Genomic DNA, 25,510 nt, shown 5'->3' on the forward strand with positions numbered 1-25,510 from the left:
GCGGCGTGCTCAGGCCCAGGGCAGCCGCAAGGAGAAGGTGGCGCCCTCGCCCGGCGCGCTGTGCGCACTCAGCGTGCCGCCCATCGCCTGCGCCAGCTGCTGTGACAGCGACAGGCCCAGCCCCGTGCCCTCGATGCCGCGGCGCGCGGCGTCCAGGCGCTCGAAGGGGCTGAAGAGGCGGGCGATCTGTTCGGGGGTCAGGCCCTGGCCCTCGTCGCGCACCTCGAAGACGATGGCCGGGCCGTCGGCGCGCAGCGTCACGTGCACCGCACCGCCCGGGCGGTTGTACTTGACCGCATTGCTCAGCAGGTTGACCAGCACCTGCAGCAGGCGGCGGCGGTCGGCGCGCACCGGCGGCAGCGCCGGCGGGATGTCGCGCACCAGGGAGCAGGGCGGCCGGCCAGCCAGCGGGGCGGCCTGCACCATGGACCAGGCCTCCTCCAGCAGGGGCTCGGCCGACAGGTCGCTCAGGCTCAGCTGCAGCTGGCCGCTCTGGGCGGCCGACAGGTCCAGCACCTCGTCCACCAGGTCCAGCAGGTGGCGGCCGGCCTGCAGGATGTGGCCGGTCCATTCGGTGGCGGTGCTGCCGGCCGGCAGGTCGCGCTGCAGCAGCTGGGCGAAACCCAGCACCGCGTTGAGCGGCGTGCGCAGCTCGTGGCTGACGCGCGAGAGCAGCTGGGTCTTGGCCTGGTTGGCGGCCTCGGCGCGGTCGCGTTCCATGCGCAGCGCGTCGGCCTGGCGGCGTGCGGTGATGTCGGTGTGGGTGCCGATCATGCGGGCCGGGCGGCCCTCGGCGTCGCGCTCGATCACCAGGCCGCGCGACAGCACCCATTTCCACTGGCCGTCGCGGCAGCGCACCCGGTGCTCGTTGACGTAGGTGGGCGCGCGGCCGCTGAAATGGGCCTCGCGGTCGCGCAGCATCGCCGGCACGTCGTCGGGGTGGGTCAGGCTGTCGAGCACCCGCGGGTTGTGCGCCAGGTCGGCTTCGGTGTAGCCGTACATCGCCAGGAACTGCTCGGAGTAGGTCTCCTCGCCGGTCTGCAGGTTCCAGTCCCAGACGCCGTCGCCGGTGCTGTTGAGCGCCAGCTTCCAGCGCTCGTTGCTCTCCAGCAGCCGCGCCTCGGCACGCTTGCGGGCGGTGACGTCGATCACCACGCCGGCGTACTCGCTGCGCTGCGGCGTCAGGTGGACCGGCGTGGAGCGCACGTGCAGCCACTTCTCTGAGCCGTCGGCCAGCAGCACGCGGTGTTCGATCGACAGCGTGCGGCCGCTGGCCCGCGCGGCCTCGCTGGCGGCGGCCACGCGGGCGGCATCGGCCGGGTGCCACAGGCGGCGGATCGCGTTGCCGTCGGCCATCACCTGCTCGGGCGTCAGGCCCAGCAGCTCGCGCACACCGCGGCTGACGTAGGAAAAGATCCGCGTGCCGTCGGGCTGCATCACGGTGCGGAAGACCATGCCCGAGACCTGGTCGGCGATGCGGTCCACCTGGTCGCGGCTGTGCTCGAGGTCGCTGATGTCCTCGACCGTGCCTTCGTAGCAGCGCACGCGGCCCTCGGCGTCGCGCAGTGCATGGGCGTGTTCGCGCACCCAGATGCGTTCGCGCGTGCGGTGGCGGTGGATCTCGGAGACGAAGCCCTGCACCTGGCCGTCGCGCGCCAGCAGCCGCATGAACTCGCGCCGCCGTCCGGGCTGCACGTACCACTCGCTGCCGATGTCGCGCACTGCGTGCAGCAGTTCGGCCTCGGTGCTGTAGCCATTGATGCGTACCAGCGCCGGATTGGCGCGCAGCATCGTGCCATCGGGGTGCGAGCGGTAGGCTCCGATGGGCAGGAAATCGAAGAAGCTGGAGAAGTCGTCGTGCACGACGGGCCTGACGCGCGGTGGCGTGACCCCTGCCACGCTCAGCCAGCGAGCTTAGCGCATCAGCGCGGCCGCAGCAGCAGTGCGGCTGCTCCTGCCACTACGCCCCAGAAGGCCGCGCCGATGCCCAGCAGGCTCACGCCCGAGAGCGTGACCAGGAAGGTCAGCAACGCGGCGTCGCGGCGCGACTCGTCCTTCAGCGCGCCGTGCAGGCCGCCGGCGATCGTGCCCAGCAGCGCCAGGCCGGCCAGCGTCACCACCAGGCTGCGCGGCAGCGCGCTGAACAAGGCCACCACCGCACCGCCGGCCAGGCCGGTGGCCAGGTAGAACACGCCGGCCGAGGCGGAGGCCCAGTAGCGGCGGCGCGGGTCGTCGTGCGCCTCGGGGCTCATGCACAGCGCCGCGGTGATCGCGGCCAGGTTGATCGCGTAGCCGCCCAGGGGCGCCAGCAGCAGGCTGACCAGGCCGGTGGTGCCCACCACCGGCGAGACCGGGGTGTCGTAGCCGGCGGCGCGCTGCGCGGCCACGCCCGGCAGGTTCTGCGAGGCCATGGTGACGATGAACAGCGGCAGGCCCAGGCTGATGATCGCTGCCGGTGCGAACACGGGCGTGGTCCAGACCGGCTGGGTCCAGGCCAGTGTCACGCCGCCCAGGGCCAGCCGACCGCCCACGGCGGCCACCGCCAGCCCGCACAGCAGCACGCCCGGCACCGCGTAGCGCGGCCACCAGCGCCGCCCGGCCAGGAAGGCCGCCAGCATCGCCAGCACCAGCGGCGGGTCCACCGCAGTGGCCAGCGCCGCATCCAGTGCAAAGCGCACCAGGATGCCGGCCAGCAGCGCCTGGGCGATCGCCGCGGGGATGCGCTCCATCAGCCGCTCGAACAGGCCGCTGTAGCCCGCCAGCGCGATCAGCAACGCGCAGACGACGAAGGCGCCGGTGGCCTCGGGCAGGGCCAGGCCGTGGCTGGCGGCGATCAGCGCGGCGCCGGGCGTGGACCAGGCGGTCAGCACCGGTCGGCGGTACCACAGCGACAGGCCGGTGCTGGTGACCGCCATGCCCAGACCCAGGGCCCACAGCCACGAGGCCGTCTGGTTGGGCGTAGCGCCCAGCGCCTGCGCGGCGGCGAAGACGATGGCCACCGAACTGGTGTAGCCCACCAGCACGGCGATGAAGCCGGCGACAACCGCCGGCAGGGACAGCTCCTTCAGCACCGAGGAAGCGCCCTCAGATCTCGACCTTCGCACCGAGCTCCACGATGCGGTTGGACGGCAGGTTCAGGAAGTCGGCCATGTCGGCGGCGTTGCGGTGCATGCTGGCGAAGAGCTTTTCGCGCCACATGGCCATGCCGGCGCCAAAGGTGGGGATCACCGTGTCGCGGCTGAGGAAGTAGCTGGTGTCCATGTCGTCCAGCGGCACGCCGCGGTCCTTGAGCTGCTGCAGCGCCTCGGGCACGTCGGGGTCGTTCTTGAAGCCGAAGTTCAGCGTCACCTGCCAGCAGTCATGGCCCAGCGATTCCAGCTGCAGGCGCTTGTCGAAGCCGATCCAGGGCACCTCGTGGTGGCGCACGGTGACGAACAGGTTGTACTCGTGCAGCACCTTGTTGTGCTTGAGGTTGTGCATCAGCGCGTTGGGCGTGAGGCCCTGCTCGGCCACCAGGAAGACCGCGGTGCCGGGCACCCGCACCGGCGGGCTGACGAAGATGGCCTCGAGGAAGCCGGCCAGGTCGATCGCCTCGTCGCGCACGCGGTCGCGCATCAGGCGCCGGCCCTGCTTCCAGGTCAGCATCAGCAGGAACATGCCGGCGCCGATCAGCAGCGGGAACCAGCCGCCCGCCACCAGCTTGAGCATGTTCGACAGGAAGAAGGTGATGTCGATCGTGAAGAAGAACACCGTGACCAGGATCGACAGGCCCAGCGGGTACTTCCAGCCGTAGCGGATCACGAAGAAGGTCATCACCGTGGTGATCGACATGTCCAGCGTCACCGCGATGCCGTAGGCCGAGGCCAGGTTGGACGAGTTCTTGAACAGCGCCACCGCCAGCACGATGAAGACGTACAGGCTCCAGTTGATGAAGGGCACGTAGATCTGGCCGGTGTCCTTGACCGAGGTGTGCTTGACCGCCATGCGCGGCAGGATGCCCAGCTGGATGGCCTGCTTGGTCACCGAGAAGGCCGCCGAGATCAGCGCCTGCGAGGCGATCACCGTGGCCGCGGTGGCCAGGAAAACCAGCGGCAGCTGGGCCCAGTCGGGCGCCATGTGGAAGAAGGGGTTGGCCACCGCCTCGGGTTCCTTGAGCAGCATCGCCCCCTGGCCGAAGTAGTTGACCACCAGCGCCGGCATCACGAAGCCATACCAGGCGATGCGGATCGGCCGCTTGCCGAAGTGGCCCATGTCGGCGTAAAGCGCCTCGCCGCCGGTGACGCACAGCACCACCGCGCCCAGCGCGATGAAGGCCACCAGTGGCTGTGCGATGAAGAAGCCCGCCGCATGCACCGGGTTCAGCGCCACCAGCACCGCCGGGTTGTCCAGGATGTGCGGGATGCCCAGCAGCACCAGCACGATGAACCAGACCAGCGTGATCGGGCCGAAGAACTTGCCGATGCCGCCGGTGCCGAAGCGCTGCACCGCGAACAGGCCGGTCAGCACCAGCAGCGTGATCGGGATGATCCAGCTGTGCAGCGCCGGCGCGGCCACCTCCAGGCCCTCGACCGCCGACAGCACCGAGATGGCGGGCGTGATCACGCCGTCGCCGTAGAAGATCGCGGTGCCGAACAGGCCCACCACCATCAGCACCCGGCGCAGCGCCGGCTTGTCCTTCACGGCGGTGGTGGCCAGGGCCAGCATGGCGATCAGGCCGCCTTCGCCGTTGTTGTCGGCGCGCAGGATCAGCAGCACGTACTTCAGCGAGACGATGATGGTCATCGTCCAGAAGATCAGGCTGAGCACGCCCAGGATGTTGCCGGGCGAGGCCTCGACATGCCCGGCGTGGAAGACTTCCTTCAGCGCGTAGAGCGGGCTGGTGCCGATGTCGCCATAGACCACGCCCAGCGCGGCCAGCGTCAGGGCGGCCAGGGCGGGCAGGGAGCGGTTGTCTTGCGAGGAGGCGCTCAAAGGATCGGGTGCGGTGCGGCGAAGCGCCTATTGTGCGCTGCAGCCCCCCCTGCCGTGGACGCCCGGGCGTGGCGCCACCGCCACAACCGGGCCTTGCATCCGGCGATCAGTCGTAGGTTTCGGCGTTCGGGTCGGTGGCTTCCAGCTCGTAGGCCGCGGCCAGCATCGCCAGGCGACCGATGACGCCGTACATGTAGAAGCGGTTGGGCGCGCTGACGCCCGGCTTCTCGCCCGGGCGGGGCAGCTGGTTGCTCTTCTCGAAGGCCAGCGGCACGAAGCTGGCGCCAGGGGCATTGAGGTTCTCGTCGATGCCGCGCTCGGCATGCACGCGGTAGAAGCCGCCCACGACGTAGCGGTCGATCATGTAGACCACCGGCTCGGCCACCGCCTCGTTGACCCGCTCGTAGGTGGGCACGCCTTCCTGGATGATCACCTGGGTCACGCGCTGGCCGTCCTTGACGACGTCCATCTTGTTGCGCGTGCGGCGGTTGACCTCGTCCAGGTCCTTGGCGTCGCGCACCGTCATGATGCCCATGCCGTAGGTGCCGTTGTCGGCCTTGACGACGACAAAGGGCTTCTCGCCGATGCCGTATTCCTTGTGCTTGCGGCGGATCTTGGTGAGCAGCGCATCGACCTGGGTCTGCACGCACTCCAGGCCGGTGCCGGCCTGCCAGTCGACCTCGCCGCAGTGGGCGTACATCGGGTTGATCAGCCAGGGGTCCATGCCCAGCAGCTTGGCGAATTTCTTGGCCACTTCCTCATAGGCCTCGAAGTGGCGGGTCTTGCGCCGCACCGCCCAGCCGGCGTGCAGCGGCGGCAGCAGGTACTGCTCGTGCAGGCCCTCCAGCACCGCGGGAATGCCGGCCGAGAGGTCGTTGTTGAGCAGGATGGTGCAGGGGTCGAAGTTCTTCAGCCCCAGGCGGCGCTGGGTGCGCAGCAGCGGCTCCAGCGTCAGGCTGGTGCCGTCGGGCAGCTCGATCGGGGTGGGCTCGGTGATCGCCTCGTCCAGCGTGCCCAGGCGCACGTTCAGGCCGGCGTTGGTGAAGATGCGCACCAGCCGCTGCACGTTCATCAGGTAGAACATGTTGCGGGTGTGGCGCTCGGGCACCAGCAGCAGGTTGCGCGCCTCGGGGCAGATCTTCTCGATCGCCGCCATCGCCGCCTGCACCGCCAGCGGCATCATCTCGTCGGTCAGGTTGTTGAAGCCGCCCGGGAACAGGTTGGTGTCCACCGGGGCCAGCTTGTAGCCGGCGTTGCGCACGTCCACCGAGGTGTAGAAGGGCGGCGTGTGCTCCATCCATTCCAGGCGGAACCAGCGCTCGATCGCCGGCATCGACTCGAGGATGCGCTGCTCCAGCTCGTTGATCGGGCCGGTGAGTGCGGTGACAAGGTGGGGGACCATGGCGGCGGGCAGCGGGGGTGCGGTGGGCGATTGATTCTAGGCAGATGGGGCCCGCCGGGGGGATTTCCAGCCACCCGGTCCCAAAAAGTGGCCGCACCCCGGCGGTGCGCCCGGGGAAGACGCCGCCCGCCAACCCAGCGGGCGCCGTGCCGCCTCAGGTGCGGGCGCGCAGCCGGGCCAGGGCCTGTTCGTGCAGGCGCAGGTCGTCGGCGTTGTGGGTCAGCAAGGCGGTGTAGCAGGCCTCGCCCACCTCGGCGCGCAGGCGCTCGAGGCGTTCCTCCAGCGGCGCGCTGGTGTCGCGGCTGACGTTGGCATGCACGCTGCGGGCGACGAACTCGGGCAGATCCTGCTGCACCAGCGACTGCAGCAGCGCCATCGAGCGGTCGAACTCCTCGACCACCCCCACGAAGGGCAGGGTCTCCACCGCGCGGCTGGCGCGCTCGAATTCGGTGCCCTCGGCCGGCGGGAACATCGGCGCGAAGCGGCTGACGTGGAAGTTGCGGCACTGCCGGTCGCGCCCCATCGACAGGCGCACCTCGATGTAGCCGGCCAGCGTGGTGTGGCGGGCCAGCACGCTGCCAAAGCCGTCACCGCCCTGCTTGCGCTCGAAGGCGTAGGCCGAGGCGATGCGGTCGATCGGGTGGCGGATGAAGATCACCGGCAGGATGTCGACCTGACCCATGTCGGGCGGCGGCAACTCGACGGTGTGCGACGAGAAGGCCACCGCCTCGGGGTGCTCGCGGATCCATTCGGCCACCTCGCGCCGGTGCGGCGCAGGGTTGGCGCGGGCCGCGAATTCGCGCGTCACCCAGCGACTGCCGAAGCAGGCCCGCAGCAGTTCATCCACCGAGGTGCCGGCGTTCTTGAACAGGTGGTGGTGCAGGATGACCTTGCGGCGCGGGCGGGGTGGCGTCATGCGGTGCTGGCCGGGCTGGCGTCGATGGCCGCGGCGATCGCGGCATCCACCACCTCGGCGGAACAGTGGTCGGCGATCATCGCCAGGCCGGCCTGGGCCAGGCGCTCGGCCAGCGCGCGGTCGGCGTGCAGGGCCAGGATCTTCGCGGCGAAGGCGGCCGGGTCCTCGGCGACCAGTTCACCCAGCGGGCCGTTCACGGGAATGCCCTCGGCGGCGCAGGGCGTCATCACGCAGGGCAGGCCGGCGGCCAGCGCCTCCAGCACCTTGCCCTTGACCCCGGCGCCGTAGCGCAGCGGCGCCACGCTGAGCAGGCTGCGCTCATAGACCTCATGCACATCGGGCACGTAGCCCAGCGCGCGCACGCGGGCGCTGCCCAGGCGGCGCACCTCGTCGGTCATGTAGCTGCCCACCAGCGTGACGGTGATGTCCGGGGCGGTCTGCCAGACCAGCGGCATGATCTGCTCGACCAGCCAGCGCGCGGCGTCGACATTGGGCGTGTGGCGGAAGCCGCCGACGAAGACCACGCCCTGGCGCTGGCGGGCCTCGGTCTTGACCGGGCGCAGCGCATAGGTCCAGGGCACGACGTGCACGCGCGAGCGCGGCGTGGCCTCGGCCAGCAGGGCCTGCTCGACGCTGGAGTGCACGATGGTGGCGTCCACCGACTGGATCACCGACAGCTCGACCTGGCGCACCTCGGCGGCGCGCTGGGCCAGCGCGGCGTTGTCGGTGTGACGGGCCTCGCGCTCCATGCGCAGGTGGTGCAGGTCGGCCACGTTGTAGAGGATGCGCGCCTGCGGCTGGTGGCGGCGCAGCATGCCGGCGTACTTGGTGCCGTTGGTGAAGCGGTGCAGGTAGACCACGTCGATCGACCACGGGCACTTGCGCAGGTACTCCTCCACGCTCCAGTAGAACGGGTGGTAGATGCATTCCACGCCCAGGGCCTGCAGCGCCTCGGTGTAGGGGCTGATCCGGGCCATGTTGTCGGCCGGGATGAAGGTGACCTTGTAGCCCAGCCGGATCAGCGAGCGGATGTGCTGCATCGCGGCGTTGCTGCCGGCGTCCTGGTCGGGCGTGGGCACCACGTCGTCGATGAACAGGGCCCGCTTGGTCACGCCGCGCTCGGCCTCCAGGTCGGGCTGGCCGGTGTTGAAGCTGTGGCGGCCCAGCACGTCCTTCCAGCGCTCGTAGAACTTGCGGTGGTTGACGGCCTGGTACTGCTTCATGCCGCTGCCGGTGACGCTGGTGCCGCTGGTCACGCCCTCCAGGTGCACCACCACCGATTGCGGCTGCACCACCACCCGCCAGCCCGCCTGGCGCACGCGGAAGCACAGGTCGGTGTCCTCGTAATAGGCGGGGGCGAAGTGCAGGTCGAAGCCACCCAGTTCATCGAACAGGGCCTTGCGGATCATCAGCGCGGCGCCGGAGACATAGTCGACATCGCGCAGGTGGCTGTAGCGCGGCTCGGCCGGGTTGCCGTGGCGGCCCCAGTTCCAGGCGTCACCCATGCGCCAGACGATGCCGCCCACCTCCTGCAGCGAGCCGTCGCCGAACAGCAGCTTGGAGCCGGCCACGCCCACGCGCGGCACCTGCTCGAAGGTCTTGACCAGCTCGTCCACCCAGCCCGGACGCACCAGGGTGTCGTTGTTCAGGAAGAACAGGTACTCGCCGCGCGCCAGCGAGGCGCCGCGGTTGCAGCTCTTGACGAAGCCCAGGTTGACGTCATTGCGCACCACCCGCACCGTGCCGCCGAAGACCAGCGGCGCCAGCAGGGTCTCGTCGGCCGAGCAGTCGTCGACCAGGATCAGCTCGATCGGTGCCTCGGGCAGCGCCTTGGCGATCGCGTCGATGCAGTCGTAGGTCAGCTGGAACTTGCCATACACCGGGATCACCACCGACACCAGCGGCGCCTCGGCCAGCGGCAGGCGCAGCGGGCGGTAGCGGGTGGACAGCGCCACGCTGGCGCCCTGCACCCACTGCGCCGGCGTGGCGGCGTCGATCAGCTCGCTCAGTGGGCCCAGGTCGGGCAGGGCTGGCGCGGCGGTGAGCTCGGCGCGGCGGCGCATCAGCAGGCCCAGCTGGTCCACCAGGAAGGCCAGCGGCGGGTCCAGGTCGGCGGCGCGGCGCGCGGTGTCGGCCTGGTTGCGGCACAGCATGGCCAGGTGGCGCTGCGCGGCCAGGTCCAGGCCGCCGTCCTCGCGCACCAGCTCGCGCGGCGAGCCCATCAGATCGACGCCATCGCGCAGCCGGCGCACGGTGATGCGGTGGCGCGAGCGCGGCAGCAGCGAGGGGCTGAAGCTCAGCACGAAGCCGCAGTAGCCGTTGCCCAGGCCGGCGTCGCGCACATCGGGGCGGAACAGGTTGGCCTCGATCGTGGCCAGGCGCTCGCCGCCGTCCAGGATCTCCACGATCGCCGGCCGGTCGGGCGTCTCGGGGTCCCAGGCCCAGCCCGAGATCTGGGTGGCCGAGACCTCGTCGACGTGGCCGCTGCCGAAGCGGGCCACCAGCTCGTGCGCGGAGGGTGTGCTCATGGAGGAGATTGTCTGCGCAGCGCCAGGGGCCGAAGGCGCCACAGGCGCCGGGCCGCTGCGGCGCTGCCGGAACCAGGCGCCCCAGCCGTCGGGTGCGGGGGGAGGGGAAGGCGCGGTCATCGCGGCGGCGATCGGGGCCGGGTCAGTCGCCCCGTTGGGCCGCGCGCTTCTCGCGGCGCTCGGCCTTCTCGGGGTCTTCCACCGCGAAGTGGCGTCGGGTCTGGCGCAGGATGGCCGCGTCCTCGGCCTGGGCGGCCACCTGCAGCTTCTCGGTCATGGCGGCGCCGATGTCGGCCGACTGCGCCGGCACGCCCAGCACATCCACCGCCCAGCGCCGGGTTTCCTCGTCCAGGTCCAGCACCTGCCGCAGCTCGGTCAGACCATCCGGCGCCGGCTTGCGCTTCAGATGGCCCAGCGGGCAGCCCAGGCGCGATTCCATCCAGGCGATGTCCCCGGCGGTGCCGCTGGCGGCCTCGAGCAGCAGCTCGTTGCTCAGGCGCAGCTTGGGGCCGGGCAGCTGCGAGGCCAGGCGGGTGATCCAGCGCGTGGCCTTCAGGTCGCGGCTGTGGGTGCGGCTGGCCAGCTGGTGGTTGAAGTTGGCGATCACGGTCACGCCGCGGCGCGACAGGCCCTCGTTCTTGCGCACGATCGAGGATTCGGGCAGGTCCAGCCCGGTGGTGGCGATGAAGTCGCTGACCACGTCGCCGTTGCGCAGCTTGGCGCTGTTGAAGTGGCGGTAGATGACCTTGTCGGCGCCGAAGACCTCTTCCACCTCGCTGAACCAGGCCTGGTAGGGCGGGCTCATGCGCGCCAGCTTGACGAAGTCGACCGAGCGCTTCTTCAGCTGTTCCTGGAACAGGCTCTCGATGTAGCCGTAGGGCTCGCGGACGTAGAGCACCACCTGCATCTCGTCGACCTTGCGCGCGAACCAGTCGCGCATCATGGTCAGGCTGGCGGTGCCGAAGGCCGAGCCGATCATCTCGGAGGAGATCACGAAGATCGATTTCGGGCGCTCGAGGAATTTCTCGATCCGGTCGCCGAAATTGTGAAGGCCCGCGACGCGACCCTTGCCCTTCTCGTGGACGTTGCCGGTGAAGCTGGCGTCGAACATCGAGCGCAGGTAGTAGCCCGAGTTGCCGTTCTCTCGGTAGAGGAACTGGTAGTTCGGCGTGGTCGGCGTCTCGCTGAGCGTCACCTGGATCGAGGTGCTGCCCGTCTTCTGCATGCCGCCGTGGATGAACAGGGTCTTGCGCGGGGAAGAGGTCATGGCGTGTTCGCAGTCTAGGTCACGTGCACCGGACACTCGAGCGGGGTGAAGCCCTTCTGCTCGAACCAGCACCAGCCCTCCTGCAGGCCGGTGACCTGCAGGATGTAGCGTCCGGGCTCGGCGGGCGCCAGCACCTCAATCTCGGCCGGGACCCGCTGCCCGGGGGCCAGGACCTGCACCGGCAGCGGCGTGCGTCGGCCCTCGAAGTGGGCCATCTGGCGGTCTTCGTGGAGCCAGTGGTAGCACAGGCGCAGCGGCAGCTCGGGCGTGCCGCGCCACCAGTGGCAGCTCTGCTGCTGCAGCGTCAGCGGCAGGCGCACCGTCTCGGAGGCCCGCATCGTCGTCGGCGCCGTGTCCCAGACCAGGTGGCCCTGGGCGCATTCCAGGCGCTGCGGGCCCAGCGAGGCTTCCATGTAGAGCAGCGCAGCCTCGTTGGCGAAGCGGGTGGCGTCGGCGTCCTGGTCGTCGTCGGCGCGCAGGAAGCGCTCGGGCGCCTCGTCGAACTCGATGCCGAACTCCCGGCGCAGCACCTCGGCATGGGGCTGGAACTCGGTCTGGATGAGCTCGATCTGCTCGGCGCTGAGCTTGATCGGCGCGCCGGTGATGCGGTTGAGCTGGCTGCCGTGGCGGTTGTTGAAGTCGGCCTGCGACAGGCGGATGTCCAGCGCCGCCAGGTGCTCGCGCAACGCCATGCCGAAGGCCAGGCCGCGCGCACTGAGGCTCTCGTTGGCGCTGCGCTGCAGCTTGGACAGCGCGCGCGCCTGTTCCAGGTCCAGGCCCAGGGCGCTGAAGAAGTCGATCACCACATCGCCTTCGGTCAGGGCCTGGCGGGTGAACACCCGCACCTCCAGGGCGTTGCGGCCGAAGGCCGAAGCCAGGCGCTTGAAGCGCTCCTTGAAGCGGTAGACCGGGCGTTCCTCGTCGGGCGCCCAGGCCGGGCGGCCCATCTTGACGCGCTGACTCATCGCGCTGACCGCATAGGACAGCGGTGGCCGCACGTAGAGCAGCACCTTGACCCGCTCGGCGAAGTTCTCGCAATGGGTGCGCAGCGCGATCAGGTCGGGCAGGTTCAGGCTGATGAAGCCCTCGTACGAGAACAGCAGCTGACGGGCCCGCGGCTGGGCCCGGATCCAGGCGCTCTGCTCCTGCAGGTAGCGCCTGTCCGCGGCGCGGATCGCGGTCTCGTCGGTGCGGCCGTTCTCGACGTTGAGGACATAGCGCGCCGGGTGGCTGGAGAAGCACGAGCCCAGCTGGGCGTGCCAGCTGCCCGGCGGGTAGACGATCGAGCAACGCGATGCCAACTCGGCCCGAGCCTGGTCGCACACATCCTGGATGGCGGTGGAGCCGGTCTTGTCGAGGCCGAAGTGCAGGATCGCGGTGTCGAAAGGCTTGTCGGTCATCAGTCGAAGTCTGCCTCAAAGGCAGCGTGCGTCACGCCACGCTGAGTTTGGCCGAGAATTTCGTGAACCCCTTCTGGTCCAGCCAGGCGTGCTGCTCCTGCACCACGCTGATCTCCATGGTGTAGTCGCCCGGGGCTTTGGGCGCCTTCACCTTGAGTTCCAGCTTGCACTTGTCGCGCGCGCGCAGTCGGGCGTGGGGCAGCGCAGTGCGGCCACCGCCGCCGATCAGCTTGCCGTCGGCACCGCGGTAGCGGTAGCCGATGTTGATCGGGTTGGGATTGGTCGACTGCCACAGCACGCTGGACTCGTTGAACAGCGTGACGCCCAGCTTCAGCTCGGCCCCGGCCTTCATCTGGGCGGGCAGGTTGTCGACCTCGATGTGGCCGAAGGCGTTCTCGAGCAGGCACTGCTTGAGCACCATGCCGGTGACGACGCCGGCGATGTCGCGCAGGATCTCCTCGGAGGCGGTGTCGGCCGGCGCGATGTACTTCTCGGGCGGGTCCTTGAAGACGATGCCGAACTCGCTGCGCAGGTAGTCCAGGCCGGTGCGGCTGGTCTGGGCGACCACCTCGGCCTGTTCCGGCGTCAGCTTGATCGAGGGGCCGGGCAGGTCGGCGATCAGGCCGCCGTACTTGCGCTGGTACTCGGCCGACGGCAGCTTGATGCCCGCGTCCAGCAGCGCCTTGGCGAAGGCGCCACCGAACATCATGGCCCGCGAGGTCATGCGCTGGTTGGTGCGCTCAGGCGTGACGTAGTCCGGCGAATCGATGATGTCCGCGGCGCCGACGATGTGCAGGAAGTCGATCACCGCGTCCTTGCCGGTCAGCTGGTCGGACTCGAAGGAGCGCACCATCACCGAATCACGTCCGAAGAGCTTGACCAGGCGGCCGATCTTCTCGGGGAAGTTGTGGATCGGGATGCGGCCGTTGGGGCAGGGCTCCTTGCCCATGCGCACGTTCTGGCCCATGGCGCTGACCGCGTAGGAATGCGGCTCGCGCACGTACATCACCGCGATCACCGAGTCGGCGTAGCGGCGCGCCCACTTGTACATGCCCTCCAGCGCCTCGTCCGGCAGGTGCATGAAGCCTTCGTAGGAGGCCACCAGGGTCTCGCAGTTCTGCGCCGACTTGATGAAGTCCTCGACCTCGACCAGGTACTGCTTGTCGCGGGCCTGGATCTTGGCGCGGTCGGCGATGCCGACATTGCGGTTGAAGACGTAGCTTTCAGGTTCGGCGCAGAAGGCCGAGCCGAGCATCGGGTGCACATCGCCAGGCAGGTAGGCCGCCAGACCGCGGCTGCGCAGCGGCTCGCGCATGGTGCCGAAGGCCTTCTGGATCGAGGTGCTGCCGGTCTTGTCTGTCCCAACGTGAATGATGACTTGTTTGAACTGCTTCATGGAGAACTCCTGGGGGGTTCAGGGGTGCCGAGCGTGCCTTGTGGGCTGCTCTGCAACTGCGACTCAACGAGAACGAAACCAAGGCTGCGCGCATCCCCGTTGCGGGTCGGGAAGGCGGGCAGTTCCAGCTCCACGTGGTAGCGGGCCGGTGCGTTCATGGTGAACACGACTTCGAACATATCGCCGTCGTATTGCACCTGGGTGTCGCTGGTGTCGGTGCGGATGCGCAAGGCATGCAGCGCGCCGCTGATGCCCTCGCGCCAGCCTTTCAGGCGCAGACAGGCACCAGGCCGCTGGGTGGTGCAGCGCAGACGCAGCGTGCTGCTGATCCAGTCGTCGTCGTAGCGATGGCCGTCGTGGATGTGCACCGCGGCACCGAGCGCTTCATCGCTCAGCATCAGGCGGCTCGGGTCGGGGTCGCCCAGGTCGAGCTGCTGCGGCGGCGCCTGCACGCGCAGGATGTGGATCACGTCCTCGAGCAGGCGCGGCAGGTTGGCGTCGGACAGCAGCGAGTAGCGCGGCCGCATGGCCTTGAGCTTGTCGCTGAACTCCTGGGCACCCAGGATGCCGCTGCGCACGCCGTTGAGGCGGTCGATGTGGGGCGCGTGGTGGCGCGCGAACTCCTCCAGGTCACCGCCTGAGGGCATGCGCGAGAGCAGCGTCAGGTAGGCATACACCGCCATCCGGTCGGCGTCCTTGAGCAGCAGCGGCACATGCGCGTCCAGGCGCTCCAGCGCGGGCAGCAGCAGGTCTTCACGGATCTGCGTGCGAAAGCGCTGGTCGGCCGCATCCCAGGTGGCGCGCAGCGCCGCCAGCGGCAGGTCCAGCAGCGTGAAGGCCACGAAGGCCAGCGGCATGTCCTGGCTCAGCGGCCAGCGCAGCTGGTACAGGCCACCGGCATCAGGCGCGGCCGGTCGCAGCACCTGCACCGGGTCACCGCGGAACCAGACGATGACCAGTGGGTGCAGGCCATGCGACCCCAGGCTGCCGCACTCGATGTGGCAGTGGTCAGCCTCGACACGGACCAGCAGGGAGCTCATCGCAGCAGCGCCGACTTGACGGTCTCATAGGAGCTGTCCCAGTGGCTTTCGGCGATCGCCTGGCCACGCGTGTCCGCCGCGTTGGCGGTGAAGCGGGCCGCCAGGGCCTCGAACTGGCGGCCGAAATCGCCGCGCTTGAAGGGAGAGAAGTAATGCACGTGACTGGGCGCCACCTCGGGGATGGAGCTGGATCGGGTGGTCAGCACCGGCGCGCCGCAGACGAAGGCCTCGCGCACCGGCATGCCGTAGCCCTCGAAGACCGACGGGTAGATCAGCAGGTGCGAGCGGCGGATCAGGTCGAGCTTGGCTTCTTCCGAGATGTAGCCCGGGAACTGGATCGTGCCGGCCTCGACCTGCGGCTCCAGGCCCAGGCGCTCGATCAGGCGGTGCATGGACTCGCCCCAGCCGAACTTGCCCGGCAGGATGAAGGCGAAGCGCGAGGCGAAGGTGGGGCTCTCGGCGATGTACTCCAGCACCTGGCGGATGTTCTTGCGCGGCTCCAGCGTGCCCAGCACGGTGACGATCGGCCGCTCGTCATGGAACGAGGGCATCGAGAAATCGGCCACCACCGCCCCGGGGTTGCAGATCACCCGGCGCTTCTTCATGGACTGCGGGAAGTACAGCTCCAGGTCGCGCAGCGTGGCCTGCGAGACGGCGAAGATCACGTCCGAGGTCTCGATGTCGCGCGCCACCGTCGTGCGGTGGTGGCGGATGGTTTCCTTGGAGTGGAACTGCGGCGTGGTGACCGTGCTCAGGTCGTGGACGATGAAGCCCTCGGTGCTGAAGACGCCGCGGATCGACTTGTAGTTCGGGAAGAAGCCGATGCTGCCCGGTGCCGGGGCGATCTGGCGCAGCGGCATGCGGGCCATGTCGGCCAGGCGGGCGCCGCTGGCGTCGTCGATGGCCAGGCGGACGAAGGACTGCGGGATCTCGTGCCAGTTGATGAAGAACCGGGTCTCCAGCGTGTCGGCGTCGGCCAGGAAACGGCGCGCCAGTTCCTTGGCGACGTTGGGGATGCCGCTGAAGTTTCGCTCGAAGAGCGGCGACACCTCGAAATACACGACGGGTTTCATGCGAGCAACTGGTCCAGGCGAAGGCGGCGCCACAGCGGCTGGCGATCGGGCTCGTAGGTGCCGTCGAAGTCCTGCGTGGCGACCCGCAGGCCGATCAGCTGGGACAAGGCGTTCTCGAACAGGTGGCGGCTGCGGTAGCCGGTGCTGAACAGCTCGAAGTCCAGGTCGCGCAGCGCGGCCATCAGGCCAAGCTCGATGTCGATGGTCTGCAGCAGCACCACGCCGCTGTGCCGTTGCGCCAGGCGCTCCAGCGCCTCGGCCACCGGGTCGTCGTGGCCGTCCTCGGTGCTGAAGACGATCATCAGGTTCAGCACCACGTCCAGGCGACGGGCGGCCAGGTCCAGCGCAAAACCCAGGCGGGTGATCTCGTCCAGGTCAGGCTGGACCACCAGCAGGTTGCGCGCGCGGATCTCGTCGGAGCGCTGCTGCAGCAGCCGGATGTGCAGCTTGGACATCGCCAGCTTGTGCTTGATCGGCAGCCGCACATGGCTGGGATCCAGCGGAAACACGGGCGGCGTGGGGCAATGCTGCACGAAGCGCTGCAGCAGGTCGTCGCCGGCCAGGTTGGCGGTGGGCAGGCTGGCGCCCAGCGCGTGGTCGCCCACGTAGTCGCCCTGGATGTCGACGTAGTAGCCGATATCGGCGCCCTTGAGGTAGCGGTGGTCCTCGGGGGCGCGCAGGCTGAAGAAGACGATGGGCGTGTCGTCGTCGACCTCGAACTCGGACAGCAGCTCGGCGCGGCTGGCGAAGTACTCGGGCAGCGCCAGATGCGCCGCCTTGGGCAGGCCGTGGCGCTGGGCCGTTTCCACCAGGATGCGGGCCAGCGCGAAGGACAGGTCGGCCACCTCGTCGGCGGCCGGTCGCCGGCCGTAGACGTGCGAGGTGGCGAACAGCAGCAGCGGCGGGCGACCCGACGCCAGCCGGGCTTCGGCCGCCGGAGCCGGGGTCACCTGTACTGCCGAGGGGTTCATTCGACCGACGAATCCTGCAGATCGGCGGCGCCGTCGTCGGCCTTGTCACCGGCCGGCTTGAGCTGTACGAAGACCGTGCGCATCACCGGCTTGCCGGCCGACGGGCCTTCCTTGGCGGTGACCGACTTCGAACGGAACACGCCCAGGCGGGGAATGCGGGTGTCGCCCTCGCCAGCGTCGCGGATCTCGGCAGTGATCACGCCGAAGGCGGTCTCCAGCGCCGCAGCCAGCGTGGCGTTGGGCAGCGCCCGGACGTCGGGACCGCCCTCGTCCTTGACGCGCTTCATGAAGTCAGAGAAGGTCATGTTCATGGCTCAGGCCTCCCCCAGACCGGCGGCGCGGTGGCTGGCCGCGAGGGAGGCAGCCGGGCGAGTGCCCGACCGGAAAGCGAATTGCATCTGCATGGTGGCTACCTGAAGTTTGTAAGACCTGTGAGCATGCGCGAACGGCGCCAAATCTGCCAGGGACGACTGCACGGATTGTCTTTGCTCTTTCGGTAGCCAGGCGCCGAACTATAGGCGTAGCGTTGATGTCACCCACCCCACTGATCGCGCGCTTGCGCAGCGCCGGAAATGTTGCTAGGCGCGGCTGAGCGGGCGTTTGGCCTGGGTGGCTCCTGAGGGTGAACGCAGGAAAAAAAACGGGGCCACGTCACCGTGGCCCCGAACTCGCTCCGAACTTTTAGGGGGGTGGGGCGCACCCGCAGGTGCCGCCCCGACCCGCTCAACTCACTTGTTGTAGGCGGTTTCGCCGTGGGTCGTGATGTCCAGACCCTCGCGTTCCTCTTCCTCGGTCACGCGCAGGCCGATCACCATGTCGACCACCTTGTAGGCGATCAGCGACACCACGCCCGACCAGACCACCGTGATCGCCACGGCCTTGGCCTGCACCCAGACCTGGCTGGCGATGCTGTAGGCGTCCGGGGCGATCATGCCCGCGGTGACCCAGTCGCCGACGGCGCTCGGGCCGCCCAGGTTGGGCGAGTTGAACACGCCGGTCAGCAGCGCACCCAGGATGCCGCAGACACCGTGCACGCCGAACACGTCCAGCGAGTCGTCGGCGCCCAGCATCTTCTTCAGGCCCGACACGCCCCACAGGCCGGCGAAGCCCGAGACCGCACCGATCACCAGCGCACCGCCGATGCCGACGTTGCCGGCGGCCGGGGTGATGGCCACCAGGCCAGCCACCGCACCGGAGGCGGCACCCAGCATCGAGGCCTTGCCCTTGTGCAGCGCTTCACCCACGCTCCAGCCCAGCACCGCAGCCGCCGTGGCGACGAAGGTGTTGATGAAGGCCAGGGCGGCGAAACCGTTGGCTTCCAGGGCGGAGCCGGCGTTGAAGCCGAACCAGCCCACCCACAGCAGCGAGGCACCGACCATGGTCAGCGTCAGGCTGTGAGGCGCCATCGATTCCTTGCCGTAGCCCACGCGCTTGCCGATCATGTAGGCGCCCACCAGGCCTGCCACGGCGGCGTTGATGTGCACCACGGTGCCGCCGGCGAAGTCCAGCGCGCCCATCTGCCACACGAAGCCCGCCTTGGCGTTCATCGCGTCGACCACTTCAGCGCCGGTGTAGGCGTCCGGGCCCATCCAGTACCAGACCATGTGGGCGATCGGGGCGTAGCTGAAGGTGAACCAGATCACCATGAACAGCAGCACGGCCGAGAACTTGGCGCGTTCGGCGAAGGCACCGACGATCAGCGCGCAGGTGATGCCCGCGAAGGTGGCCTGGAAGGCGGCAAAGACGATCTCGGGGATGTAGACGCCCTTGCTGAACGTGGCCGCCGGCGCGAAGGTGCCGCCCACGTTGTCCCAGATGCCCTTCATGAACAGCCGGTCGAAGCCGCCGAAGAAGGCGTTGCCCTCGGTGAAGGCCAGGCTGTAGCCGTAGATGGCCCACAGCACGACGATCAGCGAGAAGGTCACCAGCACCTGCATCAGCACCGACAGCATGTTCTTGCTGCGCACCAGGCCGCCGTAGAACAGCGCCAGGCCGGGCACGGTCATCAGGATGACCAGCAGGGTGGAGACCATCATCCAGGCGGTGTCGCCCTTGTTGATGACGGGGGCCGCGGCGGCCGAGGCGGCTTCCGCAGGGGCCGAGGCGGCGTCAGCGGCCGGAGCCGCCGCGGAAGCGGCGTCGGCCACCGCCGCTGCCACGGAGGCGGCGGCGGCGGGCGCGGAGGCAGCGTCCTGGGCCAGGACGGCGCCCGCGAAGCCCCAGGCCGCGAGGCCCAGGGCGAGGGAGGCAATCAACTTCTTCATGATGTGCGTGTCTCTGGTGGGTCTTGCGGTGTCAGAGCGCGTCCTTGCCGGTCTCGCCGGTGCGGATGCGAACGACCTGTTCCAGCGGCGAAACGAAGATCTTGCCGTCGCCGATCTTGCCGGTGCGGGCGGAGCCTTCGATCGCTTCGATGACGCGGTCGACCAGGGCGTCGTCGATGGCCGCCTCGATCTTGACCTTGGGCAGGAAGTCGACGACGTACTCGGCGCCGCGGTAGAGCTCGGTGTGGCCCTTCTGGCGGCCGAAGCCCTTGACTTCAGTGACGGTGATGCCTTGCACGCCGATGGCGCTCAGGGCTTCGCGGACTTCGTCGAGCTTGAAGGGCTTGACAATCGCGGTGACCATCTTCATGGCGGGGTCCTTTCAGACTGCGGGATCAGAAGGCGGCCTTGATGGCCAGGACCAGACCAGCCTTGCCCAGGTCCTTGTTGTTGACCGGCGAGACGTAGACGTCGGTGTCGGTGCCCACCACGGCGATCGACGGCGTCCAGATGCCGAAGGTCTTGCTCAGGGTCAGCGAGTAGTCGGTGTAGCTGGCGGCGCTCAGGTGCGAGACCTTCTGGTAGCCCACGTGCGGGGCCAGCATCAGGCCGTCGCCCAGGTCGAACGAGGCGCTCAGGTCCAGGTAGCCGCTGTTCTTGCTGTCGGGGAAGCCGAACAGGTTGGTCACGCTGTGCGAGTACTTCAGCGTGGCCGGGCCGTAGCTCAGCGCGCCGTAGATTTCAGTGGTGTTGGCGCTGGGGCTGAGCTTGTTGCTCGGGTAGACATAGGTCAGCACGCCGACATCCAGGGTCAGGTCCTTGGAGACCTCGCCCTTCCAGCCGCCGTAGACGTCGATCTCGACGTTGGCGTCGCCACCACCGTCCTTGACCCACTTGATGGTCGAGGCCCAGGTGCCCAGGTACAGGCCGTTGGGGCCGGCGAAGTCCATGCCGCCTTGCAGCGCGGGCTTCACGCGGGTCTGCGAGATGCCGCGGTAGCGGTAATCGCTGGTCAGGCTGACGTTGAACGACAGCGGGCTGGCTTCCTCGGCCTGGCTGACGGTGGGCAGGGCGGTCAGCAGCAGGCTGGCGGCGAGGGCGATGAGCGACTTGTTCATGTGGGAGTGACTCCAGGTGTGGGATGGAAAGATCCGTGCGATCGGCGGTCTTTCTGCAGCTTCCGTGCCATGAGCCTCCCAGGGGTGTGGCGCGGTCATGCCCTGGATTGGTGCACCGTCTTGGTGCGCGGGGCTTCAGTCCAGCGCGGCGACGCGGCACAATGGGGCGCATCCGCCGGCGATGTACCGGCTTTGCCCATCGATGGGGCGCACGGGGCCGTCAGGTCCCCAGGGGAGGTCCTGGAATGTCATTGGCAGTGGTGGTCAGCCGCGCGCTGGACGGCTTGCGCGCGCCCGAAGTGCGGGTCGAGGTGCACCTGGCCAACGGCCTGCCCAGCTTCACGCTGGTCGGCCTGGCCGATACCGAGGTCAAAGAGGCGCGCGAGCGCGTGCGCGCCGCGCTGCAGCAGTGCGGCTATGACTTCCCGCACAACCGCCGCGTCACCGTCAACCTGGCGCCAGCCGACCTGCCCAAGGAGTCGGGCCGCTTCGACCTGCCGATCGCCATCGGCCTGCTGGCCGCCCAGGGGCTGCTGGACGAGGCCCGGCTGGCGCGGCTGGAGCTGGCGGGTGAGCTGTCGCTGGCGGGCGAGCTGCGCCCGGTGCGCGGCGCACTGGCGCTGGCCCTGGCGGCGCAGCGCGACGGCGAGGGCCGCACCCTGGTGCTGCCGGCCGACAGCGCGGCCGAGGCGGCGCTGGTCGACGGCCTGGACGTGCGCGCCGCGCGCCACCTGTCGGAAGTGGTGGCGGCGCTGCTGCCCCAGGCGGCCGAGGCCTTGCCGGCGGCCCAGCCGCGCGCGCCCGCGCCGCCGGCCGCCGCCCCCGACCTGGCCGAGGTGCGCGGCCAGGCGGCGGCACGGCGGGCGCTGGAGATCGCGGCCGCTGGCGGCCACAGCCTGCTGCTGGTGGGGCCGCCCGGCACCGGCAAGTCGATGCTCGCGCAGCGCCTGCCCGGGCTGCTGCCGCCGATGACCCGCGCCGAGGCGCTGGACAGCGCCGCGCTGCAAGGCCTGGCGGCCAGTGGCTTCGACGCCGCCGGCTGGCGCCAGCGGCCCTGGCGCGCGCCGCACCACTCGGCCAGCGCGGTGGCGCTGGTGGGCGGCGGCAGCCCGCCGCGGCCGGGTGAGATCTCGCTGGCCCATGGCGGCGTGCTGTTCCTGGACGAGCTGCCTGAATTCCCGCGCAGCGCGCTCGAAGCGCTGCGCGAGCCGCTGGAGAACGGCCACATCACCATCTCGCGGGCGGCGCGCCAGGCGCGCTTTCCGGCGCGCTTCCAGCTGGTCGCGGCGATGAACCCCTGCCCCTGCGGCTGGCTGGGCACGCCCGATGGCGGCCCGATGGCCTGCCGCTGCACGCCCGAGGCCGTGGCGCGCTACCAGCGCCGGCTGTCGGGCCCGCTGCTGGACCGCATCGACATGCAGGTCGAGGTGCCCGCACTGACCCCGGCCGAGCTGCTGGCCGCCACGCCTGGCGAGCCCAGCGCCACCGTGGCCCAGCGCGTGGCCGCCGCCGCGGCCCGCGCCCAGGCGCGCCAGGGCGAGCTGCCCAACGCCTGGCTGGCCGGTCCGCGCCTGCAGGCCCACGCGCCGCTGGTGCCGGCGGCGCGCACGCTGCTGGAATCGGCCGCCAGCCGCCTGGGCTGGTCGGGCCGCGGCCTGCACCGGGTGCTGCGCGTGGCGCGCACCATCGCCGACCTGGCCGACCAGGCCCAGATCGACGTGCCCGCGGTGGCCGAGGCCATCCAGTACCGCCGGGCCCTGCCCGATACTTGAGGGGTGACGCCTACCCCCGCCGCCCGCCCTGCGCCTGCCCGACCCTGGTCGCTGGCCTTCCTGGCGGTGGGGGGCGAGCGCGCCCGCACCGTGGACGACGGCTCCTGGCGCTACCGCATGGCCCACCTGGCGCAGGCGCTGCAGGCGCGCGGCCACCGGGTGCACCTGGGACACGGCCTGGCGCCGCTGCCCTGGCGACCCGACCTGGTGCTGCTGCACCGCCCGGCCGACGGCTTCTGGCTGCGTCGGCGCCTGGCCGCGTGGCGCCGCGCCGGCGTGCCGGTGCTGGCCGACTTTGACGACCTGGTGTTCGAGCCCGCGCTGGCACCCGAGAGCCCCGCGGTGCTCAACCGCCGCCTGCCCGAGGCCGAGATGGCGCGCCGCTACCAGGCCCACCGCGCGGTGCTGGCCCAGGTGGACGGTTTCACCGTGGCCACCCAGGCGCTGGCCGAGGAGCTGCACACCGTGCTCGCCCGCGACGGCCTGGCGCGCCCGGTGGCCTGCGTCCCCAACGCCGTGCCGCCGGCCTGGCGCGGCCTGCCGGCCACGCCCTGGCCGGCCGACCCGGCGGGGCCGGCGATCGGCTACTTCAGCGGTACCCACAGCCACGACCGCGACCTGGCTGAAGCCGCCCCCGGCCTGGCCCAGGCGCTGCGCGGCCAGCCCGGCTGGCGGCTGCAACTGGTGGGCCGCGGCGACTTCGCGGTGGACGTGGACCCCGCGCGCCTGCGCCGACTGCCGCGCCTGCCCTTCGACAACGGCTACACCGACGCGCTGCGCCAGGTGGCGCTGGCCCTGCTGCCGCTGCAGCCCACGCGCTTCAACCGCTGCAAGTCGGCGCTCAAGCTGATCGAGGCAGGCTGGTGGAACGTGCCGGTGCTGGCCTCGCCGCTGCCCGATGCACGGCGCTTTGCCGGTCCCGGCCTGGTCACGGTCGAGCGGCCGCAGGACTGGGCCGACGCGCTGCAGGCGCTGATGGCCGATCCCGCGCGCCTGGCCGCCGCGTCGAGCGGCCTGCGCGAGCGTGTACTGGCGCAGGCCGACGGCCAGCGCATCGCCGCCGACTGGCGCCGCTTCGTGGTCAGCGCGCTGGGGGTGGGGCGGTGACGGCCTGGCTGCAACGCTGGCTGGCCGCCTGGCGCCGGCGCCAGGGCCATTACGACCGGCGCCTGCTGGCTGCTGCCCACGCCCAGCCGCTGGGCTCGGCCGCCGGGCTGTTGGTGGCGGCCCAGTGGCGGCGCGACCTGGGCCGTCCGTTGCCCCGCCGCTGGGTGGTGCCGCTGCGCCAGGGCCTGGCGCAGCTGTCCGCCGCGCAGCGCAGCCGGGCGCTGGGCCTGCTGGCCGAGGTGGCGCCCCGCTCGCTCGATGGCTTGCCCGAAGACTGGCTTGTGCAAGCTGCGCAGCTGCCCGGCGTGGCCGAATGGCTGGGCCGGCCGTCCGCGCTGGCCAGCCTGGCGCAACGGGCCCAATTCGAACAGTGGGTGCTGGCTCACTGCGCCCAGGGCCACTGTCTGGTGGGCAACGCCGCGGCGCTGGCCGGGTGCGGCCTGGGCGTGCAGATCGACCGTGCCGGCGCCGTCTGGCGCTTCAACCAGTGGCAGGGCGGCCAGGCCGCGCCGGCCGATGTCGGCACGCGCTGCGATGTCTGGGTGTTGTCACCGGCGCTGCAGGACGCGCCGCTGCCGCCGGGCCTGCGCTGGGCCGTGGTCAGCGGGCCGGACATGCGCTTCCAGGGGCGGCACTGGCCACTGGCGCAGCGGCTGCAGGCGGCTGGCGTGGCGGTGCTGACGGTGCCGCTGCCGGCCTGGCGCGCGGCGGTCGAGGCGCTGCAGGCGCCGCCCAGCGCCGGCGTGCTGGCGCTGGCCTGGCTGTCGCAGCTGGGCGGGGGCTGGCAGGGCCTGCGCGCGCTGGGCATCGGCCAGGGACTGGCCACGCCCGGCAGCTACCACCTGGCGCGTCCCGGCGCGCGGCCGGGCAGCCGCCACGATTGGGCGGCCGAAGCGGCGCTGGTGGCGCGCTGGCGCGCCCAGGGCCTGGGCTGAGTCAGCCGCAGACCTGTGCGATCACCTGCTGCCACCGCGGCAGGCAGACGCTGCGCAGGTCACAGCGCTCGACCACCGTGCGGCGCGCGGCGGCGCGCAGCGCGGCGTCGGCCTGCGGCGGGGCCAGCAGCACGCGCGCCGCGGCGTCGGCCAGACCCTCGGTGTCGAAGAAGTCGACCAGGCTGCCGTTCACGCCGTCCTCGATGAAGTCCTGCACCGGCGCGGTCCGGCTGCCGATCACATGGCCGCCCACGCTCATCGCCTCCAGGCAGCTCCAGCTCAGCACGAAGGGATAGGTCAGGTAGACATGGGCGCGCGCCACCTGCAGCAGCCGGCTCAGCGCGGCGCGCGGCAGCAGGCCGGTGAAATGCACCCGCGACAGGTCCAGCTGGTCCTGCACCTCGGCCAGGAAGTGCTGCTTCCAGGTGCTGCCGGCGGGCGCCGCGGCGCCGTAGCTGACGCCGTCGCCACCCACGATCACCACCTGCGCGTCGGGCACCAGGCGCTGCAGCCGGGGCAGGGCGCGCATGAAGCGGTGGTAGCCGCGGTAGGGCTCCAGGTTGCGGTTGACGAAGCTCAGCACCCGGTCGCCCGGGCCCAGGTCCAGCCCCAGGGCGGGCCATTGGAAGCGGGCCTGCGGGTCGGGCGCGATGGCCTGGGTGTCAATGCCGTCAAAGACCACGCTCAGCTTGGACGCGAACGCCGCCGGCATCCGGCTGGCCTGCCAGGCGGTGGGCACCACACCGTGGTCCATCTGCAACAGTGCTTCGCTCAAGGCGGTGTTGCGCATCCGCAGCTTGACCCGCTCGTCTATGCCCACGCGGTCGAATTCGGGGTCGAAGCCCACGTCGGCGCCGTCGCTGCCGTAGAAGAACTCCATCAGGCAGATCAGCCGGGCGCGCGGGAAGATGTCCTTGACGAACAGCGCCTCGCCCCAGCCGGGGTGGGCGATGACCATGTCGGGCACCCGGCCGGCGCGCGAGAGCGCCAGCATCGCCCGGGCGCAGGCCTCGCCGCGCAGCACCTTGGTCTCGGCGTCGCGCAGCAGGATGTGGGGCAGCGGCAGGCCCTCAGGCCGACTCACCTGGTAACGGTGGATCTGCACGCCGGGCAGCGGCTCGCAGGGGTGCACGCACAGCGCATGCACCTCGTGTCCGGCCGCCGCCAGCGTGGGCGCCAGGTGGCGAAATTGGCCCGGAAAGTTCTGGTGGATGAACAGAATCCGCATCGAAAGCAGGAATAGTGGCGCCTGTCCACCCACTTTAGGGGGAGTCTAAACAGGCCGCTTTGCTACATTCCCCGGACTCAGGGAGACCCATAGGGTACCGGGGCCGCTGTTCGCGGCAGATG

General features: G+C 70.4%; 20 protein-coding genes. 3 read left to right on the forward strand and 17 right to left on the reverse strand.

Translation table 11 applies throughout. From position 1 onward, the window contains the following. Positions 1-9: 9 nt before the first annotated feature. From KAK03_RS01440 to KAK03_RS01515, 16 genes are all read right to left on the reverse strand, one after another. The gene (locus KAK03_RS01440) at positions 10-1,863 is read right to left on the reverse strand and encodes a PAS domain-containing sensor histidine kinase (protein ID WP_210851349.1); all 1,854 of its coding nucleotides are present in this window, start codon (positions 1,861-1,863) and stop codon (positions 10-12) included. A 59-nt stretch (positions 1,864-1,922) separates the two neighbouring features. Then, positions 1,923-3,071 carry a benzoate/H(+) symporter BenE family transporter gene (locus KAK03_RS01445; protein ID WP_210851350.1) on the reverse strand — a complete coding sequence of 383 codons (1,149 nt, stop codon included), beginning with the start codon at positions 3,069-3,071 and terminating at the stop codon, positions 1,923-1,925. Between the two features lie 13 nt (positions 3,072-3,084). Then, a complete protein-coding gene (locus KAK03_RS01450) occupies positions 3,085-4,971 on the reverse strand; it encodes a potassium transporter Kup (protein ID WP_210851351.1) in 1,887 nt (628 codons plus the stop codon). Between the two features lie 106 nt (positions 4,972-5,077). Then, positions 5,078-6,373, reverse strand: a complete 1,296-nt coding sequence (gene gshA / locus KAK03_RS01455) for a glutamate--cysteine ligase (protein WP_210851352.1) — start codon at positions 6,371-6,373, stop codon at positions 5,078-5,080. A 154-nt stretch (positions 6,374-6,527) separates the two neighbouring features. Beyond that, positions 6,528-7,289, reverse strand: a complete 762-nt coding sequence (locus KAK03_RS01460) for a sulfotransferase family 2 domain-containing protein (RefSeq protein WP_210851353.1) — start codon at positions 7,287-7,289, stop codon at positions 6,528-6,530. Continuing rightward, complete coding sequence (locus tag KAK03_RS01465; protein WP_210851355.1) at positions 7,286-9,817, reverse strand: glycosyltransferase; 2,532 nt, start codon at positions 9,815-9,817, stop codon at positions 7,286-7,288. The genes KAK03_RS01460 and KAK03_RS01465 overlap by 4 nt, the downstream gene beginning before the upstream one ends. Positions 9,818-9,959: 142 nt before the next feature. Next, a complete protein-coding gene (locus KAK03_RS01470) occupies positions 9,960-11,084 on the reverse strand; it encodes a hypothetical protein (RefSeq protein WP_210851357.1) in 1,125 nt (374 codons plus the stop codon). A 14-nt stretch (positions 11,085-11,098) separates the two neighbouring features. Further along, complete coding sequence (locus tag KAK03_RS01475) at positions 11,099-12,484, reverse strand: hypothetical protein (protein WP_210851359.1); 1,386 nt, start codon at positions 12,482-12,484, stop codon at positions 11,099-11,101. A 31-nt stretch (positions 12,485-12,515) separates the two neighbouring features. Next, a complete protein-coding gene (locus KAK03_RS01480; RefSeq protein ID WP_210851361.1) occupies positions 12,516-13,880 on the reverse strand; it encodes a hypothetical protein in 1,365 nt (454 codons plus the stop codon). Then, positions 13,877-14,920 (reverse strand): hypothetical protein, encoded by a 1,044-nt coding sequence (locus tag KAK03_RS01485; protein WP_210851363.1) that lies wholly within the window; start codon positions 14,918-14,920, stop codon positions 13,877-13,879. Before KAK03_RS01485 ends, KAK03_RS01480 begins: the two co-directional genes overlap by 4 nt. Then, positions 14,917-15,993, reverse strand: a complete 1,077-nt coding sequence (locus KAK03_RS01490) for a glycosyltransferase (protein ID WP_210851365.1) — start codon at positions 15,991-15,993, stop codon at positions 14,917-14,919. Before KAK03_RS01490 ends, KAK03_RS01485 begins: the two co-directional genes overlap by 4 nt. Continuing rightward, the gene (locus tag KAK03_RS01495) at positions 15,990-16,964 is read right to left on the reverse strand and encodes a hypothetical protein (RefSeq protein WP_210851367.1); all 975 of its coding nucleotides are present in this window, start codon (positions 16,962-16,964) and stop codon (positions 15,990-15,992) included. The genes KAK03_RS01490 and KAK03_RS01495 overlap by 4 nt, the downstream gene beginning before the upstream one ends. Further along, positions 16,961-17,269, reverse strand: coding sequence for a hypothetical protein (locus KAK03_RS01500; RefSeq protein WP_210851369.1), 309 nt, complete (start codon positions 17,267-17,269; stop codon positions 16,961-16,963). Before KAK03_RS01500 ends, KAK03_RS01495 begins: the two co-directional genes overlap by 4 nt. Positions 17,270-17,692: 423 nt before the next feature. Continuing rightward, complete coding sequence (locus KAK03_RS01505; protein WP_247660860.1) at positions 17,693-19,228, reverse strand: ammonium transporter; 1,536 nt, start codon at positions 19,226-19,228, stop codon at positions 17,693-17,695. Positions 19,229-19,259: 31 nt separating this feature from the next. Then, positions 19,260-19,598: a P-II family nitrogen regulator gene (locus KAK03_RS01510; RefSeq protein ID WP_210802639.1), complete on the reverse strand. Its 339-nt coding sequence runs from the start codon at positions 19,596-19,598 to the stop codon at positions 19,260-19,262. Positions 19,599-19,623: 25 nt separating this feature from the next. After that, positions 19,624-20,346, reverse strand: a complete 723-nt coding sequence (locus KAK03_RS01515; RefSeq protein WP_210851372.1) for a TorF family putative porin — start codon at positions 20,344-20,346, stop codon at positions 19,624-19,626. A gap of 245 nt (positions 20,347-20,591) precedes the next feature. Between KAK03_RS01515 and KAK03_RS01520 the strand changes: the two genes are divergently transcribed. The 3 genes from KAK03_RS01520 to KAK03_RS01530 are packed head-to-tail and all read left to right on the forward strand — an operon-like array spanning position 20,592 to position 24,160. Further along, positions 20,592-22,118, forward strand: a complete 1,527-nt coding sequence (locus tag KAK03_RS01520; protein WP_210851374.1) for a YifB family Mg chelatase-like AAA ATPase — start codon at positions 20,592-20,594, stop codon at positions 22,116-22,118. Positions 22,119-22,121: 3 nt separating this feature from the next. Continuing rightward, positions 22,122-23,225, forward strand: a complete 1,104-nt coding sequence (locus KAK03_RS01525) for a glycosyltransferase family protein (RefSeq protein ID WP_210851376.1) — start codon at positions 22,122-22,124, stop codon at positions 23,223-23,225. Continuing rightward, a complete protein-coding gene (locus KAK03_RS01530) occupies positions 23,222-24,160 on the forward strand; it encodes a glycosyltransferase family 29 protein (RefSeq protein ID WP_210851378.1) in 939 nt (312 codons plus the stop codon). Before KAK03_RS01525 ends, KAK03_RS01530 begins: the two co-directional genes overlap by 4 nt. Position 24,161: 1 nt before the next feature. On the opposite strand, the gene KAK03_RS01535 is transcribed toward KAK03_RS01530, so the two are convergent. After that, on the reverse strand, positions 24,162-25,388 hold the full coding sequence (locus tag KAK03_RS01535) for a glycosyltransferase (protein WP_210851380.1): 1,227 nt from the start codon (positions 25,386-25,388) through the stop codon (positions 24,162-24,164). Positions 25,389-25,510 lie beyond the last annotated feature (122 nt).

The organism is Ideonella alba (assembly GCF_018069845.1).
Classification (GTDB): Bacteria; Pseudomonadota; Gammaproteobacteria; order Burkholderiales; family Burkholderiaceae_C; genus Ideonella; species Ideonella alba.

What these genes read in the sequence shown, in the direction of transcription:
- KAK03_RS01495 (WP_210851367.1), bottom strand. Translation starts at nt 16,964, where the DNA reads ATGAACCCCTCGGCAGTACAGGTGACCCCGGCTCCGGCGGCCGAAGCC.
- KAK03_RS01470 (WP_210851357.1), bottom strand. Translation starts at nt 11,084, where the DNA reads ATGACCTCTTCCCCGCGCAAGACCCTGTTCATCCACGGCGGCATGCAG.
- KAK03_RS01500 (WP_210851369.1), bottom strand. Translation starts at nt 17,269, where the DNA reads ATGACCTTCTCTGACTTCATGAAGCGCGTCAAGGACGAGGGCGGTCCC.
- KAK03_RS01465 (WP_210851355.1), bottom strand. Translation starts at nt 9,817, where the DNA reads ATGAGCACACCCTCCGCGCACGAGCTGGTGGCCCGCTTCGGCAGCGGC.
- KAK03_RS01475 (WP_210851359.1), bottom strand. Translation starts at nt 12,484, where the DNA reads ATGACCGACAAGCCTTTCGACACCGCGATCCTGCACTTCGGCCTCGAC.
- KAK03_RS01535 (WP_210851380.1), bottom strand. Translation starts at nt 25,388, where the DNA reads ATGCGGATTCTGTTCATCCACCAGAACTTTCCGGGCCAATTTCGCCAC.
- KAK03_RS01520 (WP_210851374.1), top strand. Translation starts at nt 20,592, where the DNA reads ATGTCATTGGCAGTGGTGGTCAGCCGCGCGCTGGACGGCTTGCGCGCG.
- gshA (WP_210851352.1), bottom strand. Translation starts at nt 6,373, where the DNA reads ATGGTCCCCCACCTTGTCACCGCACTCACCGGCCCGATCAACGAGCTG.
- KAK03_RS01510 (WP_210802639.1), bottom strand. Translation starts at nt 19,598, where the DNA reads ATGAAGATGGTCACCGCGATTGTCAAGCCCTTCAAGCTCGACGAAGTC.
- KAK03_RS01485 (WP_210851363.1), bottom strand. Translation starts at nt 14,920, where the DNA reads ATGAGCTCCCTGCTGGTCCGTGTCGAGGCTGACCACTGCCACATCGAG.
- KAK03_RS01480 (WP_210851361.1), bottom strand. Translation starts at nt 13,880, where the DNA reads ATGAAGCAGTTCAAACAAGTCATCATTCACGTTGGGACAGACAAGACC.
- KAK03_RS01460 (WP_210851353.1), bottom strand. Translation starts at nt 7,289, where the DNA reads ATGACGCCACCCCGCCCGCGCCGCAAGGTCATCCTGCACCACCACCTG.
- KAK03_RS01490 (WP_210851365.1), bottom strand. Translation starts at nt 15,993, where the DNA reads ATGAAACCCGTCGTGTATTTCGAGGTGTCGCCGCTCTTCGAGCGAAAC.
- KAK03_RS01505 (WP_247660860.1), bottom strand. Translation starts at nt 19,228, where the DNA reads ATGAAGAAGTTGATTGCCTCCCTCGCCCTGGGCCTCGCGGCCTGGGGC.
- KAK03_RS01515 (WP_210851372.1), bottom strand. Translation starts at nt 20,346, where the DNA reads ATGAACAAGTCGCTCATCGCCCTCGCCGCCAGCCTGCTGCTGACCGCC.